This is a genomic window from Thalassotalea sp. 273M-4, from assembly GCF_041410465.1.
Taxonomy (GTDB): domain Bacteria; phylum Pseudomonadota; class Gammaproteobacteria; order Enterobacterales; family Alteromonadaceae; genus Thalassotalea_A; species Thalassotalea_A aquiviva.
On sequence record NZ_CP166961.1, the window covers coordinates 1,838,546 to 1,856,531 of the forward strand.

General features: G+C 41.9%; 17 protein-coding genes. 1 reads left to right on the forward strand and 16 read right to left on the reverse strand.

Annotated elements, in window-relative coordinates; all coding sequences use genetic code 11:
- Positions 1–456 (reverse strand): GAF domain-containing protein, encoded by a 456-nt coding sequence (locus tag ACAY00_RS08390; protein ID WP_371372407.1) that lies wholly within the window; start codon positions 454–456, stop codon positions 1–3.
- 694 nt (positions 457–1,150) lie between these two features.
- Between ACAY00_RS08390 and fbp the strand changes: the two genes are divergently transcribed.
- Complete coding sequence (gene fbp, locus ACAY00_RS08395; protein WP_371372409.1) at positions 1,151–2,158, forward strand: class 1 fructose-bisphosphatase; 1,008 nt, start codon at positions 1,151–1,153, stop codon at positions 2,156–2,158.
- A 94-nt stretch (positions 2,159–2,252) separates the two neighbouring features.
- Here fbp and prpF read toward each other — a convergent pair whose 3' ends face one another.
- From prpF to fabD, 15 genes are all read right to left on the reverse strand, one after another.
- Positions 2,253–3,437 (reverse strand): 2-methylaconitate cis-trans isomerase PrpF, encoded by a 1,185-nt coding sequence (prpF, locus tag ACAY00_RS08400; protein ID WP_371372411.1) that lies wholly within the window; start codon positions 3,435–3,437, stop codon positions 2,253–2,255.
- Between the two features lie 103 nt (positions 3,438–3,540).
- Entirely contained in the window at positions 3,541–6,153 is a 2,613-nt protein-coding gene (acnD, locus tag ACAY00_RS08405) for a Fe/S-dependent 2-methylisocitrate dehydratase AcnD (protein WP_371379635.1), read from the reverse strand.
- A 117-nt stretch (positions 6,154–6,270) separates the two neighbouring features.
- The gene (prpC, locus tag ACAY00_RS08410) at positions 6,271–7,395 is read right to left on the reverse strand and encodes a 2-methylcitrate synthase (RefSeq protein WP_371372413.1); all 1,125 of its coding nucleotides are present in this window, start codon (positions 7,393–7,395) and stop codon (positions 6,271–6,273) included.
- A gap of 78 nt (positions 7,396–7,473) precedes the next feature.
- Positions 7,474–8,367, reverse strand: a complete 894-nt coding sequence (prpB, locus tag ACAY00_RS08415) for a methylisocitrate lyase (protein WP_371372415.1) — start codon at positions 8,365–8,367, stop codon at positions 7,474–7,476.
- A gap of 17 nt (positions 8,368–8,384) precedes the next feature.
- On the reverse strand, positions 8,385–9,074 hold the full coding sequence (locus ACAY00_RS08420; RefSeq protein ID WP_371372417.1) for a GntR family transcriptional regulator: 690 nt from the start codon (positions 9,072–9,074) through the stop codon (positions 8,385–8,387).
- A 569-nt stretch (positions 9,075–9,643) separates the two neighbouring features.
- The gene (locus ACAY00_RS08425) at positions 9,644–10,417 is read right to left on the reverse strand and encodes a TatD family hydrolase (protein ID WP_371372419.1); all 774 of its coding nucleotides are present in this window, start codon (positions 10,415–10,417) and stop codon (positions 9,644–9,646) included.
- A gap of 94 nt (positions 10,418–10,511) precedes the next feature.
- Positions 10,512–10,838: a PilZ domain-containing protein gene (locus tag ACAY00_RS08430; RefSeq protein WP_371372421.1), complete on the reverse strand. Its 327-nt coding sequence runs from the start codon at positions 10,836–10,838 to the stop codon at positions 10,512–10,514.
- A 25-nt stretch (positions 10,839–10,863) separates the two neighbouring features.
- Complete coding sequence (locus ACAY00_RS08435) at positions 10,864–11,808, reverse strand: AAA family ATPase (RefSeq protein WP_371372423.1); 945 nt, start codon at positions 11,806–11,808, stop codon at positions 10,864–10,866.
- Positions 11,801–12,421: a dTMP kinase gene (gene tmk, locus ACAY00_RS08440; protein WP_371372425.1), complete on the reverse strand. Its 621-nt coding sequence runs from the start codon at positions 12,419–12,421 to the stop codon at positions 11,801–11,803. The genes ACAY00_RS08435 and tmk overlap by 8 nt, the downstream gene beginning before the upstream one ends.
- Positions 12,422–12,424: 3 nt before the next feature.
- Complete coding sequence (gene mltG, locus ACAY00_RS08445; RefSeq protein WP_371372427.1) at positions 12,425–13,423, reverse strand: endolytic transglycosylase MltG; 999 nt, start codon at positions 13,421–13,423, stop codon at positions 12,425–12,427.
- A 1-nt stretch (position 13,424) separates the two neighbouring features.
- On the reverse strand, positions 13,425–14,291 hold the full coding sequence (gene pabC / locus ACAY00_RS08450) for an aminodeoxychorismate lyase (protein WP_371372429.1): 867 nt from the start codon (positions 14,289–14,291) through the stop codon (positions 13,425–13,427).
- Between the two features lie 119 nt (positions 14,292–14,410).
- Complete coding sequence (gene fabF, locus ACAY00_RS08455) at positions 14,411–15,646, reverse strand: beta-ketoacyl-ACP synthase II (protein ID WP_371372431.1); 1,236 nt, start codon at positions 15,644–15,646, stop codon at positions 14,411–14,413.
- Between the two features lie 254 nt (positions 15,647–15,900).
- Entirely contained in the window at positions 15,901–16,134 is a 234-nt protein-coding gene (acpP, locus tag ACAY00_RS08460; RefSeq protein WP_371372433.1) for an acyl carrier protein, read from the reverse strand.
- A gap of 157 nt (positions 16,135–16,291) precedes the next feature.
- Positions 16,292–17,038, reverse strand: a complete 747-nt coding sequence (gene fabG, locus ACAY00_RS08465) for a 3-oxoacyl-ACP reductase FabG (RefSeq protein WP_371372435.1) — start codon at positions 17,036–17,038, stop codon at positions 16,292–16,294.
- Positions 17,039–17,051: 13 nt separating this feature from the next.
- Positions 17,052–17,981 carry an ACP S-malonyltransferase gene (gene fabD, locus ACAY00_RS08470; RefSeq protein ID WP_371372437.1) on the reverse strand — a complete coding sequence of 310 codons (930 nt, stop codon included), beginning with the start codon at positions 17,979–17,981 and terminating at the stop codon, positions 17,052–17,054.
- Positions 17,982–17,986 lie beyond the last annotated feature (5 nt).

The following is a 17,986-nucleotide window of genomic DNA, read 5'->3' on the forward strand; positions in this document are numbered from 1 at the left end:
TTATAGCTGAGCTTCTAGTGCTTTTACTATTCGCTCGAGTCCTTGTTTATCTTGTTCATCAAAACGACCTATACGCGTACTGTCTATGTCGAGTACGGCAATAATGTCATTGTCTTTATACACTGGGATCACAATTTCCGAATTACTACTTGCATCACAGGCAATATGCCCTTCAAACTCGTGGACATTCGTCACCAGTTGGGTTTGCTTAGTGGCTACCGCTGTTCCGCAAACACCACGGCCAATTGGAATGTGAATACAAGCCACTTGGCCTTGAAATGGGCCTAATATCAACTCGTTATTTTTAACCCGATAAAATCCTGCCCAATTCACATCGTCAAAGGCATGAAACAAAATGGCGCTTATATTTGCCATATTAGCAATGGCATCGGTTTCACCGGCAATCACCGCTTCAACTTGGCCTAACATGCTTTGGTAAAAATCAGTTTTATTCATTGTATCCACTATCACGTTTTTTTGTTACATGAAAAAGCGCATAACATACCTGTTAACTAAACGAAGTTAAAGCTTTACCTGCCGTTTTTCATAAAAAATTCAATTTCTTTGATGGATATTATATCAATGTTAGTTTTATCCTGTGCTTATTGCTCAAGAAAACAACGATAAGTAAGTTGTCGCAAAATTAAGCGCAAACGGATCACTTTATTAACTATATGACAATATTTGAATCAGAGCAGATATTATTCATTCTAACTGAGCTTAATAAACAACGCCGTTGCCAAACGAACGAAATGCGCTACGCCCTAGTAAAATGATGCTTACAACAAAAGTGTGATCACACTTATTGTAAAGTGTTTTTTGCTTGAGATTCGATGCCATTAAAGCACAATGCGTTTTTTGTTGCTTGTTAACTTTTCATTACACACAAACAAAACCATTAAATTCAATATCTTATGCTATATTTTAAGCTATTTTTAAGATTTATATGTTTAAAAACAGGTTTAAAAACGGATGCTATTAACGCCTTAATATCTCCCGCAATGCTTTGTAAACATGTAATATTTGTGCATTTATGATAGTGTCTCAGCTGTCTTAGCAAGCTCTGTTAGAGCCTTGTTAGATAAGGCGAAATACTAAAATAACAGACGCAAATAATCGCCCTAAATCAAAACAACAAAAGGGATTAAAAATGATCACTTTAGGTGAATACATTATAAAAAAACAACACGAATTTCCAGAAGCCAGTGGCGAACTGTCCGCGCTTTTAGGAGCTATTCGATTAGCAACAAAAGTTGTAAACCGAGAAATTAACAAAGCAGGTCTTGCCGATATTATCGGAACGACGGGTACTGAAAATGTCCAAGGGGAAAGCCAGCAAAAATTAGATCTTTTTGCTAACGAAAAATTTAAAGCCGCACTAGAAGCTCGAGGTGAGATTTGTGGTCTCGCATCTGAAGAAGAAGATGACTTTGTGGCTTTTAATGACGAGCGCAGCATCAATAGCAAATACATCGTTTTAATGGATCCACTAGATGGTTCTTCTAATATTGATGTGAATGTCTCTGTCGGTACTATTTTTTCAATTTATCGTCGCATTAGCCCGGTTGGACAACCCGTCACGTTAGAAGATTTTCTTCAACCAGGTACCGAACAGGTTGCTGCAGGTTATGTAATTTATGGCTCATCCACCATGTTGGTATATACCACAGGCCATGGTGTGCATGGTTTTACGTGTGACCCTTCCCTTGGGGTCTTTTATCTGTCACATGAAAACATGCGTTTTCCCGAGCAAGGCAATATTTATTCGATTAACGAAGGTAACTATTTAAAATTTCCGATGGGGGTTAAAAAATACCTAAAATATTGTCAGGAAATTGATCCTAACACCAACAGACCCTATACCTCTCGTTATATTGGCTCTTTGGTATCGGATTTTCACCGCAATTTACTCAAAGGCGGAATTTATATCTACCCATCAACAGCCTCAGCACCAACCGGAAAGTTAAGACTGTTGTATGAATGTAACCCGATGGCATTTTTGGCTGAACAAGCTGGCGGTCGAGCCAGTGATGGCTTTACCCGTACCTTAGAGACCAAACCCGAGGAATTACACCAACGAGTGCCATTCTTTTGTGGCAGCAAAGAAATGGTTGCCGATGTAGAAGCTTTGATGAGGGAACATTCGCAACAACAATAATCAAATGCTGTTACACTAACGCGCAGCAGCGCCAGTCTTAAGATAAATAAACGCAACCACAAGGTTGCGTTTATTCTTTAAATTTAAATCGTTCTTAAATAGCTGGAACCCTAACCCAGCCTTCCATCAGAACCCGCGCACTTCGACTCATGCTGACTTTTTGCACTTGCCATTGTTGGTTTTCAAAACACACAGACGCACCAACTGACAGAGTTCCAGAGGGGTGACCAAAACAGACACGTTCACGTTCACCACCACCGGCGATTAAATTGACAAGGGTACCTGGTACGGCTGCCGCAGCGCCAATAGCGACCGCGGCGGTGCCCATCATGGCATGATGAAGCTTGCCCATAGATAGCGCTCGAACTTGTAAGTCCATTTGCTCAGCGGTTATTTGCTTACCACTTGAGGTGATAAAACCTTGAGCCGGTGCAATAAAGGCTATTTTTGGGGTATGCGCGGTTAAGGTAGGATCGTCAAGCGAGTCAATCAACCCCATTTTTAATGCCCCATAACGTCTAATGTGTTCAAACTTTTGTAACGCTTTCGGGTCGTTATTTATGTCTTGTTGTAATTCGCAGCCGTTGTAACCAAAATCTTTGGCGTGTAAAAAAATGGTTGCGATACCGGCTCGAATTAACGTTGCATTAAATACTCCTATATCGGGCACATCTAGGGTATCGGTTAAGTTCCCCGTCGGAAATAAAGCTTCGCCTTCGGCTGCTGGGTGTAAAAAGTCAACCACAACTTCGGCACTAGGAAATGTCACCCCATCAAGCTCAAAGTCACCAAGCTCTTGTACTTCACCTTCGATAATTGGAATATGCACGATGATGGTTTTACCGATGTTGGCTTGCCATATCCGCACTTTGGCGCTGCCATTTAATGGAATACGCGATTTCGGTACAAGACCACTGAGAATGGCAAAAGAAGCCACGGCGGCGGTTAAATTGCCACAATTCCCACTCCAATCAACAAAGGGTTTATCGATGGCGACCTGACCAAATAGATAATTTATATCATGATCTGGTTTGTCACTAGCCGAAACAATGACCGCTTTGCTGGTACTTGAGGTCGCTCCTCCCATCCCATCAGTTTGTTTACCATAGGGGTCGGGACTGCCTAGTACTCGAAGCAATAACTGATCACGATATAGACCAGGTTGCTGAGCCCTTAAAGGTAAGTCTGTTAGCTTAAAAAACACCCCTTTAGAGGTACCACCGCGCATATAGGTTGCAGGTATTTTCAGTTGTTGGACGCTGTGTTTATTTGAACTCATTTTTCATCCTGGTCGCATAACGACACGTTATTATTGGCCTTTCGAGTGTGACTAGCGATAAAGCGCTTGGTCACTGGCCATGATTTTCAACACCATGAAGCTCTTATTTAGCCGTTTGTTTGGACCGCGGTTTAGACGTGGCTAAAAAATCTTGTGCAAATCGCTGTAATACGCCGCCCGCCTGATACACCGACACTTCTTCGGCGGTATCTAAACGACAGATAACCGGGACCCGAATTGTTTCCCCTGTTTTTCGATGGATCAGTAGCGTTAATGGATTGTTCGGTTTAGGCTCGCCAACCAAGTCAAAAGTTTCACTACCATCAATTTGATACAAGTGTCTATTTTCATCCAATTTAAATTCAACAGGTAAAATGCCCATGCCAACTAAGTTGGTCCGATGAATGCGCTCAAACCCTTCCGCTACAATCACTTCGACCCCGGCTAAGCGAACGCCTTTTGCAGCCCAATCACGAGAAGAACCTTGACCGTAGTCGGCGCCAGCAATAATGATCAACGGTTGCTTTCGCTTCATATAGGTTTCAATCGCTTCCCACATTCGACTTTCAACCCCTTCCGGCTCAATTCTAGTCAGTGACCCTTGTTTAATGTTGCCTTGCTTATCTTTACACATTTCATTGAATAATTTGGGGTTTGCCAAGGTTGCTCGTTGCGCAGTCAAATGATCGCCACGATGAGTAGCATACGAGTTAAAATCTTCTTCAGGCACCCCCATTTTTTGTAAATATGCGCCCGCAGCACTGTCTAACATGATGGCGTTAGATGGTGACAGGTGATCGGTTGTAATGTTGTCTCCCAACACGGCTAGAGCCCGCATCCCTTTCATTGTGCGTTCATTGGCTAGGGCACCTTGCCAATACGGTGGTTGCCTAATATAGGTACTCTGTTCTCGCCATTGATACAAGGGTGACGAAAATTGTTCCGTTTGTTTTAGCGCAAACATTGGGGTATAGACTTTTTTAAACTGCTCTGGTTTCACATGGCATTGTACAATGGCGTCAATTTCCTCATCACTTGGCCAAATATCCTTTAGTTTAATGGGTTTACCTTGATGGTCGACACCAAGCACGTCTTGTTCAATGTCAAAGCGAATGGTACCGGCAATGGCATAAGCAACAACTAATGGAGGCGACGCTAAAAAGGCTTGTTTAGCATAAGGGTGGATGCGACCATCGAAGTTGCGATTTCCAGATAAAACGGCGGTGGTATATAAATCTCGTTCTATGATGTGTTGCTCAATGTTAGGCTCTAATGCCCCACTCATGCCATTACATGTGGTGCACGCATAGCCGACAATTCCAAAGCCCAATTGCTCAAGTTCGGTTAATAAACCGGCTTCTTCAAGATACAACTTGGCGACCTTAGATCCTGGAGCAAACGATGTTTTAACCCAAGGTTTACGTACTAAACCCAGTGCGTTCGCTTTTTGGGCGATTAATCCTGCTGCCACCACATTACGAGGGTTGGAAGTATTTGTACAACTGGTAATGGCAGCAATGATCACCGCGCCATCGGGTAATTCACCTTCCCTTTGTTGCCAATCTTTGGCGATCCCTTGTGTGGTTAACTCGTTAGTAGGCAAACGTCGATGCGGGTTAGATGGACCTGCCATATTGCGACCAACAGAAGATAAGTCAAACGTTAAAGTTCGGTCATATTTTGCCTGGGTAAAATCATCCGCCCACAGACCGGTATGCCTAGCATAGGTTTTTACCAATTTAACCTGCTCGGTCTCTCGCCCGGTCAGGGTTAAATAATCAATGGTTTGTTGGTCGATATGAAATAGGCCAGCGGATGCTCCAAACTCTGGCGTCATATTGGAGATTGTTGCACGATCACCAATGGTTAAGTCACGGACCCCTTCCCCTATAAATTCAAGATAACAAGACACAACTCTTTCATTTCGTAAAAATTCGGTTAAGGCTAAAACGATATCCGTGGCAGTGATCCCAGCTTGTCTGTTGCCTGTTAATTCAACCGCAATAATTTTAGGTAGTCGCATCATCGATGGTCTACCAAGCATTACCGTTTCGGCTTCTAGTCCACCAACGCCAATGCCAATAACGCCAAGCGCATCGACATGCGGGGTATGACTGTCAGTCCCGACACAAGTGTCAGGATAAGCAACGCCATCTTGGCATTGAATGACCGGAGACATTTTTTCCAAATTAATTTGATGCATAATGCCATTCCCCGCAGGGATCACGTCGACGTTTTTAAACGCCGTTTTAGTCCACTCAATAAAATGGAATCGGTCTTCATTACGTCTGTCTTCTATTGCCCGGTTTTTAGCAAAAGCATCTTTATCATACCCTGGCGCTTCAACGGCGAGTGAGTGATCAACAATAAGTTGGGTTGGTACAACGGGATTGACTTCTGCAGGATCGCCCCCTTGCAGTGCAATCGCATCGCGCAAGCCGGCTAAATCAACTAACGCGGTTTGGCCTAAAATATCATGACACACAACTCTGGCAGGATACCAAGGAAAGTCATGATCCCGTTTTCGATGGATGATTTGTAACAGAGCGTTGTCACGTTGTTCAGGTGGGCATCGACGTACCAATTGCTCGGCTAAGACTCGGGAAGTGTAGGGTAAACTTTTATAGGCCCCAGGCTCAAGCGCATTAACGGCTGCACGGGTATCAAAGTAATCAAATTGACTATTGGGCAAAGGTTTTCGGTATTGATAATTCATCATCAAGTCCATCTCATGGTTATATTACATCAACCTGAGTTGGCTCAAGTACTACAGCCAACTCAGTTAAAACACAGGAAACTCTTGTGTCGTAGCACAAAGAGTAAATTGGAGACACTAACGCTCACTAATAGGCGTTACTGTTCTTGGTTTTGGTCCGATATAATCAGCGTTTGGACGGATGATGCGGTTATTTTGTCGTTGTTCCATGACATGCGCAGCCCACCCCGTCACACGTGAGCAGACAAAAATGGGGGTGAACAGCTTGGTTGGTATCGCCATAAAATGGTAAGCAGAAGCATGGAAGAAGTCGGCGTTACAAAACAATTTTTTGCTCTCCCACATATATTGCTCACAAGCGACAGAAATGTCATAAAGTGATGTGTCGCCAAATTCTGTCGCCAGTTTCTGTGACCACTTTTTTATGATGTCGTTACGTGGGTCACGGGTTCGATAGACCGCGTGACCAAATCCCATAATTTTTTCTTTACGAGCTAACATGGCAGCCATTTGCACTTTTGCATCCTCAGGTGATTGAAACTTTTCGATCATCGCCATCGCAGCTTCATTGGCCCCGCCATGTAATGGTCCGCGTAAGCTCCCTATAGCTGCGGTAATACAGGAATACATATCGGAAAGCGTGGATGCACAGACCCGCGCAGTAAAGGTTGACGCGTTAAATTCATGCTCAGCATAGAGAATAAGTGAAACATCCATAACCCGACGATGTAACTCACTGGGACTTTTGCCGGTTAATAGCTTAAGAAAATGTGCCCCTAAGGATTCTTCATCCGTTACACAATCAATTTCCACATTTTCATGGCTAAAGCGGTACCAGTACGCCATTATGGCTGGAAAAGCCGCCAACAGTCGATTCGCCACTTGATGCTGTTGAGAAAAATCAATTTCCGGTTCTATATTGCCCAAAAAAGACGCGCCTGTTCGCATCACATCCATAGGATGGGCTGAAGCAGGAATACGCTGTAACACCTGCTTTAAAGTCTCAGGTAAATCTCGCATCGTCTTAAGTTGATTCTTATAGGAATCGAGTTCAGATTGGTTAGGTAACTCGCCGTTAAAGAGTAAATAAGCGACTTCTTCAAAACTGGCATTATCGGCTAAATCTGCGACATCGTAGCCACAGTAAGTTAAACCTGAACCGGACTTCCCCACTGTACATAATTTTGTTTCACCAGCACTTTGCCCTCGCAAACCGGCACCACCTATTTTTTGTTCCGCCATTGCCTTAATCCTTATTAATTTGTTGTTTTAACTTTTATTTTTATTTTTATTTTTATTTTTATTTTTATTTTTATTTTTCTAGCTATCGCTCACTTGTTGCGAAAACAAGGCATCTAATTTTTGCTCATATTGGTGATAACCCAAATAATCGTAGAGCTCCATTCTTGTTTGCATGCTATCGAGCACCGATTCTTGCGAGCCCTCCAGCAACAAGGTTTTGTACACCTGCTCAGCAGCTTTATTCATGGCTCTAAAGGCCGAAAGTGGATAAAGCACCATGGCACAGCCCCATAGACCTAATTGCGCTTTATTCCACAAAGGTGTTTGGCCAAATTCTGTGATATTAGCCAATACGGGGACATCGAGCGCCTTGGTAAAAGCTCGGTAGTGCTGTTCCGTTTTAATCGCTTCGGCAAAAATGCCGTCTGCGCCAGCTGCGACATATGCTTGTGCTCGCGCAATAGCTTGCTCTAACCCTTCTTGCGCAAATGCGTCGGTTCGGGCCATGATGAAAAAATCTTGATCGACTCTAGCATCCACTGCGGCCTTGATCCTATCGACCATCTCTTGTTTCGACACAATTTGCTTATTTGGTCGATGACCACAACGCTTTTGAGATACCTGATCTTCAATATGCACAGCTGCAGCGCCGGCTTTTTCCATATCTTTAATGGTTTTGGCGATGTTAAACGCCCCACCCCAGCCCGTATCAATATCAACCAATAAGGGTAAACTTGATGCTGAGGTAATGCGCTGCACATCAGCAATGACATCATTTAGTGACGTCATACCAAGATCAGGCAGGCCATAAGAGGCATTGGCAACCCCACCACCCGATAAATAAATAGCTTGATGCCCTAGTTGTTCTGCCATCATGGCGCAATAAGCATTTATGGTACCTACAATTTGTAATGGTTTATTGTGTGTAAGAGCTTGACGAAATTTTGCCCCTGGCGATAGTCTTGTTGTCATGCTGATCCTTGTTATGATTAAAGTTGTGGGTCTTGTTGTGCTATTTTCTGTTCGATATTTTTTCTGGAAGCCGCAATATGACGACGCATCAAAATTTCGGCCAACTCGCCATCACGTTCGGCAATAGCATGTAAAATGGCTTTGTGTTCATCAAAAGCCCGACTCGCTCGAGGGCTATTCATCCCAAATTGACAACGATACATTCTAACTAGGTGGTATAATTCACCGCATAAAATATTAATTAAATTGTTATTATGGCTGCCTTGGATAACACAGTAGTGAAAGTCTAAGTCCCCTTCCTCTTGGTAATACCCAACCCCTTGTTGAAGGTCCTCACTTTTACCATGTTGGGCTAAGATATCGGCTAATTGACTGACTTCAGAATCTGTCATATTTTGTGCCGCGAGACGACAAGCCATCCCTTCTAGGGCTTCACGTACTTGATAAATTTCTAATAAACCTTCAACACTGCACTGTACGACTCGCGCACCGACATTCGGTTTGCGCTCAATTAGCATACATTTTTCTAGTCGATTCAGTGCCTCGCGTAAGGTCGAACGACTGATCTGATATTTCTTAGACAGCTCTGGTTCACTGATTTTACTACCGGCAACAATATGACCCTCGACGATATCAAATTGCAGCAATTCAAAAATTTTATCTGCGGTGGTGATGGCCACTTGGTGCGCTGGATTACTAACACTCATGTTGAACGATTTAATGTTTCTATGACCCATTAAGAGCAAACAAACACAACCTTATTTTTACAATTAATTTACTTAAGATGATATAAGGCTGAGCGATGAAGTCAAGCTAATATGTCAACTATTGTCGACAATTGCTGTATTAAAAGGAAATAAACAGGCGCTTACAGGCGATTTTCTTTGCTTATTATGTAAATATGTCTACATACGGTATTCAAAAAACACCTCTTAAGATTAAAAGGATTGGTCAAAATTCAGGGTAATAAGCAGAGCTATGATGACAAATAAAGCTGTGGATAAGCTAAGAGGAAGATATCAAAACCTTGTGGGGAAGGTTCAGTTTGGGTTAACTAAAACCTGCTTTTTTATAGCGTAAAATATTGTTTTATAAGGAATTAAATTAAAATAGTATTTATTTAGCAATTCTTAAAATTTGCACTAAACTTTATGTAAATTAAAGCTATTCGTTAAATATAACTTTGAATTTATTAGCGCAGGCTCATCCTAGAGCCATTCCCCTAAGCCCAAAGCATATTGTTTTGGGCTTTTTTTTAGCCAAATTTATTTTATTTTTATCTTTGCTGATGAAACAATCTAAGATAATTTTCCTTACTTAGCTTGGCTATTTCTTCAATTGATTGGCCTCGAACATCGGCCAACATTTTCGCAACTTCAACCACATAGGCAGGCTGATTTTGCTTACCTCGATGTGGGACGGGTGCTAAATAAGGCGCATCGGTTTCGATTAAAAACCGATGATCGGGCACTTGATGAGCAACATGACGCAATGCGCTGGCATTTTTAAACGTTACAATGCCAGAAAAGGAAATATAAAAGCCCATTTCGATCGCTTGCTTTGCCATCTCCCAGCTTTCGGTAAAGCAATGTAATACGCCACCAACTTGTTCTGCCCCTTCTTCTCGCATAATCGCTAAGGTATCTTCTTGTGCATCACGGGTATGAATAATCAACGGCTTATTTAACGATTTTGCTACCCGAATGTGTTTTCTAAATGCATCTCTTTGCACTTCTTGGGTCTCGGGTGCATAAAAATAATCCAAGCCTGTTTCGCCAACCGCCACTACCCGTGGGTTATCAGCTAATTGACGTAAATTATCTTCATCGACCATATCTTCTTGATTAAGAGGGTGGACGCCACATGAGATATCCACATTAGAATAGGCGGCGGTCTTTGCAGCCATTGTCGTAAAATCTTTCAACGTCACGCTAACACACAGCATGCGGTTCACCCCAGCCTCGCCAGCATTACTGATAACATTATCTAAATTATTTTCAAAATCAGACAAATCCAAACGATCGAGATGGCAATGTGAATCAATAAACAAGGTGTACCTCTAAAAATGGTTGTAACAAAAAAGACAAAGCCAGCATTTTACTGGCTTTGGCTCAAGATGAAAAGAAAGGTTTAGGTTATTTCAATTACATAGTGTAGGTCGGATCGGTTGAATTTAATAACGTCCCCAAGGCTGTTTCAATGTGATAACGTAACTTATTCGGGTCATGTACAAACGAAACCCCAACCCCCGGCTCTGTACCATTTTGCACACCTTGTGGAGTGATCCAACTCACTTCGCCAGTAACTTCTATACCATCAAGTTGGCCGGGTAAAAATACCGTTAGTTGAAATTGTTTACCCATTTCAAATTTTTCTAAGGTAGGAATAAATAAGCCACCAGGTTTTAAAAAAGGCATGTAAGCCATAAATAACTCACGATCATTATGATATTGTAAAATATGGTTATTCATTGTTCGGCTCCTTTAATTCCAGCATTTATTGTTTGAGTGTATGTTCAATATCTACCAATAAGGCTTCAAATGTAAAGGACTTATTGGTTTGTGGCAGAGTTTTTATTAATTTGTTTGTCTGATTAACTAATTGTAGGCAATACCAGAGCTGATTTGAATGATAAACATTGACTAATTTAGAAACAGGACTTTGTTGTAACGACTCACCCCAACCAGAATTTAACCGGATCAGGTTTTGTAAAGCCTTCGATAACCAGCGTAATGTGTGTTCATGTTGATTTAGTGCATCAAGTAAGGGCTCTGACTGTTGAAAATTTAACAGCCACTGAACCAGTAGTTGATTAAATTCAATATACTGCTGTTGTAATTTTCTATCTGTTAGCTCTGGGAATTGACTTATATTAGTAAAATCATCCATGACCTGCGCAGAATGGGGTAGCTTAGCCAAGTCTTTAACACTTGGTGAGTGAATTTTAATTTGTGCACAACGACTCAAAATGGTGGGCAATAAAAGCTCTATTTCATTGCAGGTAAGCAATAAATAACTATTGGCGGTCGGCTCTTCTAAAGTTTTTAACAACGCATTAGCTGCCGCTTCCGTCATTTGCTCACATTCGTTAATCACCACAACTTTAACTTCGGACAATTGCGCTGTTTTTTCAATAAATTCCGACGCTTTACGGATGCTTTCAACCCCAATCGATTTTCCTTCTTGAGCAATATTAAATAAATCAGGGTGCGTACCTGCGTGCACCAAAAGGCAAGATTTACATTGCTCGCATGGGTCTAACTGCTGGTCACCAACCTCACACAACAATTTTTTCCCAAGCCATAAAGCAAGCTCTTGTTGACCTGCTTGCGCACTACCATAGATCAGTAAACCGTGTGCCAAACTCTGTTGACAAAGGTGCTGGTGTAAAGGCGCTTGGTTATGGCTTAACCAATGTTTATTGTTCAATAAATCAGCCAAGATGTTGTTCCAATGCGTGTTGAATGTCTTGATGTACTTTTGCCATTGGTTGGCTAGCATCAATGATAATAATCTTGTCATTTGCTTTGGCAAGTTCAAGGTATTTGTTTCTAACACGAACAAAAAAGTCAATTTTTTCTTGCTCAATGCGATCAAGTTCACCGCGTTGACGCGCTCTTGCTAGACCGATATTAGGATCAATATCAAGATACAAGGTTAAATCAGGGGTAAAGCCATCTAACGTAATTTGTGCAACGGTATCAATTAAGCTGTCATCAAATTCACGTCCACCGCCTTGGTACGCGCGAGATGACAGATCGTGGCGATCGCCAATAACCCACAAACCTTTATTTAAGCAGGGTAAGATCTTATTGTGCAGTAACTGGCTGCGACTGGCGTACATCAAAAACAGTTCACAGACAGGGGTTACATACTCTTCACCTGGCTCTTTCACCAACGTTCGCATTTTTTCTGCTAGCTCGGTTCCACCAGGCTCGCGCGTTTTGTCGTAGTCGATATTATGGTGTTGTAAGTACGTTTCGATAACTGAAATAGCCGATGACTTACCAGCCCCTTCTATCCCCTCTACAACAATAAACTTACCTTTGTTCATGTTCTATTTATTTCCTCGAATGTAACGATCTACCGCTTTATTATGTTCTTTTAATGTTTTAGAAAAATGATGCTCACCATTTCCCTTACTCACAAAATATAAATAATCGCTGGTTAAAGGGTGTAAAGTTGCCTCTATCGCTGCTTTACCTGGCATGGCAATGGGTGTTGGCGGTAACCCATCAATTTGATAGGTATTATACGGGGTTTTCTCACGAATGTTGGCATAGGTGATATCACCCGTATAACGCTGTCCTAAACCATAAATGATAGTGGGATCGGTTTGTAACCGCATTCCTTTAACTAAACGATTCACAAACACCGAACTTATCATCGGTTGCTCTTTAACTTGGCCCGTTTCTTTTTCAATGATGGAGGCCATGATCAATGCCTCATAAGGCGTGTCGTATGGTAAATCAGGTGCCTTATTTTGCCAACTTTGAGCAAGCTCTTGTTGCATACGAGCAAATGCTTGCTTAAGAATGTCTAGATCTTTTGTTCCTGCTGTATAGGAGTAGGTATCAGGAAAAAATAAGCCTTCAGGGTGACGAAACTGTGGGTTAATTTGTGTCATTATCTGACGAACATTTTGGTTATTAACCGTGCTCTTAACATAGGGTGCTGTTGATAAGCTTTCTAACCATTGTGAAAACGTACTACCTTCAACAAACGTCAGCTTAAACTGATGTTCTTTCCCTTGATTCATATTTTCTAACAGCTGATAAAAAGACATACCAGGAGTAACCTGATATAAGCCCATTTTTACCAAGGTTTTTTCTGGATTAAGTTTGGCAAAAACACGAAACGGGAATCGCGAATCAATCCATTTTTTCTTTTTCAAATCCTTAACGAGATGATGATACGAGGTACCTGAAGATAACTGATAAAAGCTTGTTTGCGTTATCGCTAGTGCTTTATTGACTTGTTTATTCGCATCATAAATCACGGCGCTAATGCTAATGCAAAGTAGCACCAGTACTATCGCGAGTATTTTTTTGATCATTTTATCGACCTTCCTGATCTTCTGCTTTGCTCGTGTTCCCTTGCTGAGCAAGTATTGTTTGGGGTTGTGTTAACAAGGGCTCGAGTTGATGACAAAAGGTGTTTACCAAATTGACGTCCATGGATTTTGATAGATATTTTCGCACCGCAATAATACCCGTTATGGCATTACAGGTAAAAATGGCTTGCGCATCATTAAGCTTATCCACGCCAAGTCGAACTTGTTTAATATCTGGACACAAATTTAATAACAGTTGGCGATATAAACCATTCACTCCTGCCCTATCTATAATTGACGTCTGCCATTGACCATCCAGATACCAAAAAATATTGCTACTGCTACATTCCACGACGTTGTCATAGATATCGCACACCACGACATCGTCTGCATCCATTTGGTTGAGGTCTTGTTTAATCATCACCTGCTCTAATCGATTTAGGTGTTTTAACCCCGCAAGCATGCCCGAAATTCCAAGTTTGTGCGAGCTAAGCGCGAGCTCTATACCATGTTGCTTTGCGTTCGTTAGATGGTCTGGAAACCGAGATACAGTGACCACAACGTTGGGTTTTATCACCGTAGCACGTGCATAACCTCGTTCACTTTCGCCGCAGGTAATGATCACCTTAAGGCACCCTAAGTTGTGCGCCTTGGCTGCCGTATGCATTTCTGCTTCAACCTTTAACCAATCTATATTGTCAATGCCCAGTGTTTTGCAGCCGTGTTGCAAACGAGCGAGGTGAAGGGGAAAATATTCAACCTCACAGTTAAATATCTTCGCCGTCGTAAACACCCCATCACCAAAAGCAAACCCTCTATCCGTGACAGAAACAGTTTGGCAAGGCTTAAAATTTACCGAAGAATACAACATAGTTTTTATTATTCTCGTCAACTTTTATGGGTTAAATAATGGCTAGTCGATAAAAAAAGTCCGAATACCTACAGTATTCAGACTTTTACATTGATTGGCAAGTGTCAGAGCGCGGTTGCTTATACTTTCTTAAATAGAATTGAACCGTTTGTTCCACCAAAACCAAATGAGTTACACAAAGCGTACTCAAGATTTACCTGTCTTGCCTCACCGGATACGTAATCTAAATCACACCCTTCACCTGGATTTTCTAGGTTGATGGTTGGTGGAACTTCGCCTTTTTGTAAGGCTAGAATCGTAAAGATAGATTCGGCAGCACCTGCAGCGCCAAGCATATGACCGGTCATCGATTTAGTTGATCCCATCATAAGCTTATATGCGTGATCGCCAAATACCGACTTAGCACCATTTGTTTCGGCAATATCACCAGCAGGCGTTGAAGTACCGTGGGCATTAATGTAGCCGACTAAACTTGGATCAACTTTGGCATCTAATAAGGCATTTTTCATCGCTAATGCACCGCCAGACCCATCTGCCGGTGGTGATGTTATATGATGAGCATCGCCACTCATGCCAAAGCCTGCTAACTCAGCATAAATTTTAGCGCCACGTGCTTTTGCATGTTCATACTCTTCGAGCATAACAACAGCGGCTCCATCGCTTAGCACGAAACCATCACGGTCTTTATCCCAAGGTCTAGAAGCTTGTTCTGGAGCATCATTACGAGTAGAAAGTGCTCGAGCCGACATAAAACCACCAATACCTAATTCCGTTGATGCTTTTTCTGCGCCGCCCGCTAACATCGCATCGGCATCGCCATAGGCAATCATTCGAGCTGCATGGCCAATATTATGTACACCGGTCGTACACGCAGTCACGATTGAAATATTAGGGCCCTTTAAACCGTGATTAATCGACAAATGACCTGAAATCATATTTAAGATGGTAGATGGACAGAAAAATGGCGACAGTTTACGCACACTTTGAGCGATCACTTTACTGTGCCCTTCTTCAATCAAAGTTAAACCACCAATACCTGAGCCAACCGCAACACCAACACGGTTGGCATTTTGTTCGGTTATTTGCAAACCAGAATCGGCTAAGGCTTGATTACCTGCAGCAATACCGTATTGAATGAATAAGTCCATTTTACGGGTTTCTTTTTTGGCAATACCAAAGTCTTCAGGGTTAAAGCCTTTGACCATGCCGGCAAACTTGGTGGTGTAATCTGTCGTATCAAGATGTTCAATGTAGCTGATACCACTTTTACCAGCCAATAGAGCATCCCAAGTAGAGGTTACGTTATTTCCTAGAGGGCTTAGCATTCCTAAGCCAGTGACTACGACTCTTCGCATGACAGTGTAGGTCTCCACATAAATATTTTTGTTGATTATAACAATAGGTTTTCTTCAAACTTGGCATCTGCCAATGTCTGTTTGTTAGACTAGTATAAGATTTTGATTTCTAAAACAGACGTTTTGGGGAAAACACATTGGTATAATCGGTCAATCGCTTAGATTTACTTATTAAGAAAAAACAGGGCAAATGACGCTAGACATAGGTATAAAAAAGGCGGTTATGAAAACCGCCTATTTGCAAAAACTATTAATTAGCTGTTTGCAGAAACGTAATCAATTGCTGCTTGCACAGTAGTGATTTTCTCAGCTTCTTCATCAGGGATTTCTGTGTCGAACTCTTCTTCAAGAGCCATAACTAATTCTACTGTATCTAGAGAATCTGCACCTAAATCATCAACAAAAGATGCTTCGTTTTTAGCTTCTTCTTCCTTAACACCTAATTGTTCTACAATGATTTTTTTTACGCGTTCTTCGATAGTACTCATTTTTGTTCCTTTACTAATCTTAGCAATTTATAAAATTGTGTGTAGTTTATTCGTCATCTGCTGACCATGCAAGTTTTTATCGGCAATTTTGCTGTGGTCTAACCTGTTAACGATATTTTTATTTATGACTTAATCTTTAGTGTTTTGCAAACACTATTTAAACCATGTACATGCCACCATTAACGTGAATCGTTTCACCGTTAATGTAAGCTGCAGCATCTGATGCCAAAAACACCACGGTATTAGCAATCTCTTCAGGTTTCCCTAAACGATTAGCCGGTACTTGTGAGAAGATGGCTTGTTTTTGTTCGTCGTTTAACTCTTTGGTCATATCGGTATCGATAAAGCCTGGCGCAACGGCGTTAACAGTGATGCCACGAGAAGCGACTTCCTTTGCTAACGATTTGGTAAAACCAAGTAGGCCTGCTTTAGCGGTTGAATAGTTAACTTGACCAGCATTGCCCATAGAGCCAACAACAGAGCCAATGTTGATAATGCGCCCATGACGCTTTTTCATCATTGTTCTCATAACATGCTTGGTGATTTTAAATAATGACGATAAATTGGTATCAATAATATCGTCCCACTCTGAATCTTTCATTCGCATCATCAGATTATCACGTGTGATCCCAGCATTATTGACCAAGATGTCAACGCCACCAAAATCGTCTTTAATAGCAGAAAATAGCGCTTCAATAGAGCCAGCATCAGTCACATTGAGCTCGTAACCTTTACCGTTATCACCTAAATAAGCGCTGATATTGTCAGCACCATTTGCAGATGTAGCCGTACCAATAACGGTAGCACCTTGGCTAACAAGTTGTTCTGCAATGGCTTTACCAATGCCGCGGCTGGCGCCAGTAACTAAGGCAATTTTGCCTTCTAGTGAAAAAATTTGAGACATACTGTTTCCCTGATTAGTTCTCAAGTGCATTCGATAATGTATCAGCACTATTTACCGATACACACGATAATTGTTTATTAGTTCGTTTGATAAGACCTTGTAATACTTTACCAGGACCTGCTTCTACCACAGTGTCAATTGACATTTGTGCCATTGTTTCGACCGTTTCAGTCCAACGTACAGGGCTGTACAATTGACGAATAAGGGCATTTTTAATGTTATCGCCATTAGATTCCATGCTGACATCAACATTATTAATGACAGGTATTGTAGGGGCATTAAAATCGATGGCTTGTAGATCGGCTGCCAGTTTATCAGCTGCCGGTTTCATTAACGCGCAGTGCGACGGTACACTAACCGGTAATGGCAAAGCGCGCTTAGCACCGGCTTCTTTACATAATTCACCCGCGCGCTCAACAGCGGCTTTATTTCCAGCGATAACCACCTGACCAGGTGAATTAAAGTTAACCGCTGAAACGACCTCGTTTTGCGCGGCTTTTTCGCATGCATCAATAATGGCATCATCGGCCAAACCAATAATGGCATACATAGCACCCACACCGGCAGGGACAGCTTCTTGCATGTAGTTACCACGTTTTTCAACAAGCTTAACGCCATCACTTAAACGAATAACACCGGCACAGACAAGAGCGGAGTATTCACCTAAAGAATGACCTGCTAATACGCTTGGGGTCTCGCCCCCCTGCTCTTGCCATGCACGCCAAATAGCGACACTGGCTGTTAATAATGCAGGTTGAGTGACGTGAGTTTGGTTTAATTCACCTTTGGGATCGTTTTGAATAACGTCCCATAAATCATAACCTAAAGCATCTGACGCTTCTTTAAAGCACGCAATAACCACAGGATTATCGGCTAAGTCTGCCAACATTCCAAGGCTTTGTGAACCTTGCCCTGGAAATACAAAGGCTAAATTATTATTCATTGTTA

What these genes read in the sequence shown, in the direction of transcription:
- prpC (WP_371372413.1), bottom strand. Translation starts at nt 7,395, where the DNA reads ATGGCGGAACAAAAAATAGGTGGTGCCGGTTTGCGAGGGCAAAGTGCT.
- prpB (WP_371372415.1), bottom strand. Translation starts at nt 8,367, where the DNA reads ATGACAACAAGACTATCGCCAGGGGCAAAATTTCGTCAAGCTCTTACA.
- pabC (WP_371372429.1), bottom strand. Translation starts at nt 14,291, where the DNA reads ATGTTGTATTCTTCGGTAAATTTTAAGCCTTGCCAAACTGTTTCTGTC.
- ACAY00_RS08420 (WP_371372417.1), bottom strand. Translation starts at nt 9,074, where the DNA reads ATGAGTGTTAGTAATCCAGCGCACCAAGTGGCCATCACCACCGCAGAT.
- acnD (WP_371379635.1), bottom strand. Translation starts at nt 6,153, where the DNA reads ATGAATTATCAATACCGAAAACCTTTGCCCAATAGTCAATTTGATTAC.
- prpF (WP_371372411.1), bottom strand. Translation starts at nt 3,437, where the DNA reads ATGAGTTCAAATAAACACAGCGTCCAACAACTGAAAATACCTGCAACC.
- fbp (WP_371372409.1), top strand. Translation starts at nt 1,151, where the DNA reads ATGATCACTTTAGGTGAATACATTATAAAAAAACAACACGAATTTCCA.
- fabD (WP_371372437.1), bottom strand. Translation starts at nt 17,981, where the DNA reads ATGAATAATAATTTAGCCTTTGTATTTCCAGGGCAAGGTTCACAAAGC.
- fabF (WP_371372431.1), bottom strand. Translation starts at nt 15,646, where the DNA reads ATGCGAAGAGTCGTAGTCACTGGCTTAGGAATGCTAAGCCCTCTAGGA.
- fabG (WP_371372435.1), bottom strand. Translation starts at nt 17,038, where the DNA reads ATGTCTCAAATTTTTTCACTAGAAGGCAAAATTGCCTTAGTTACTGGC.
- mltG (WP_371372427.1), bottom strand. Translation starts at nt 13,423, where the DNA reads ATGATCAAAAAAATACTCGCGATAGTACTGGTGCTACTTTGCATTAGC.
- ACAY00_RS08390 (WP_371372407.1), bottom strand. Translation starts at nt 456, where the DNA reads ATGAATAAAACTGATTTTTACCAAAGCATGTTAGGCCAAGTTGAAGCG.
- ACAY00_RS08430 (WP_371372421.1), bottom strand. Translation starts at nt 10,838, where the DNA reads ATGAATAACCATATTTTACAATATCATAATGATCGTGAGTTATTTATG.
- acpP (WP_371372433.1), bottom strand. Translation starts at nt 16,134, where the DNA reads ATGAGTACTATCGAAGAACGCGTAAAAAAAATCATTGTAGAACAATTA.
- tmk (WP_371372425.1), bottom strand. Translation starts at nt 12,421, where the DNA reads ATGAACAAAGGTAAGTTTATTGTTGTAGAGGGGATAGAAGGGGCTGGT.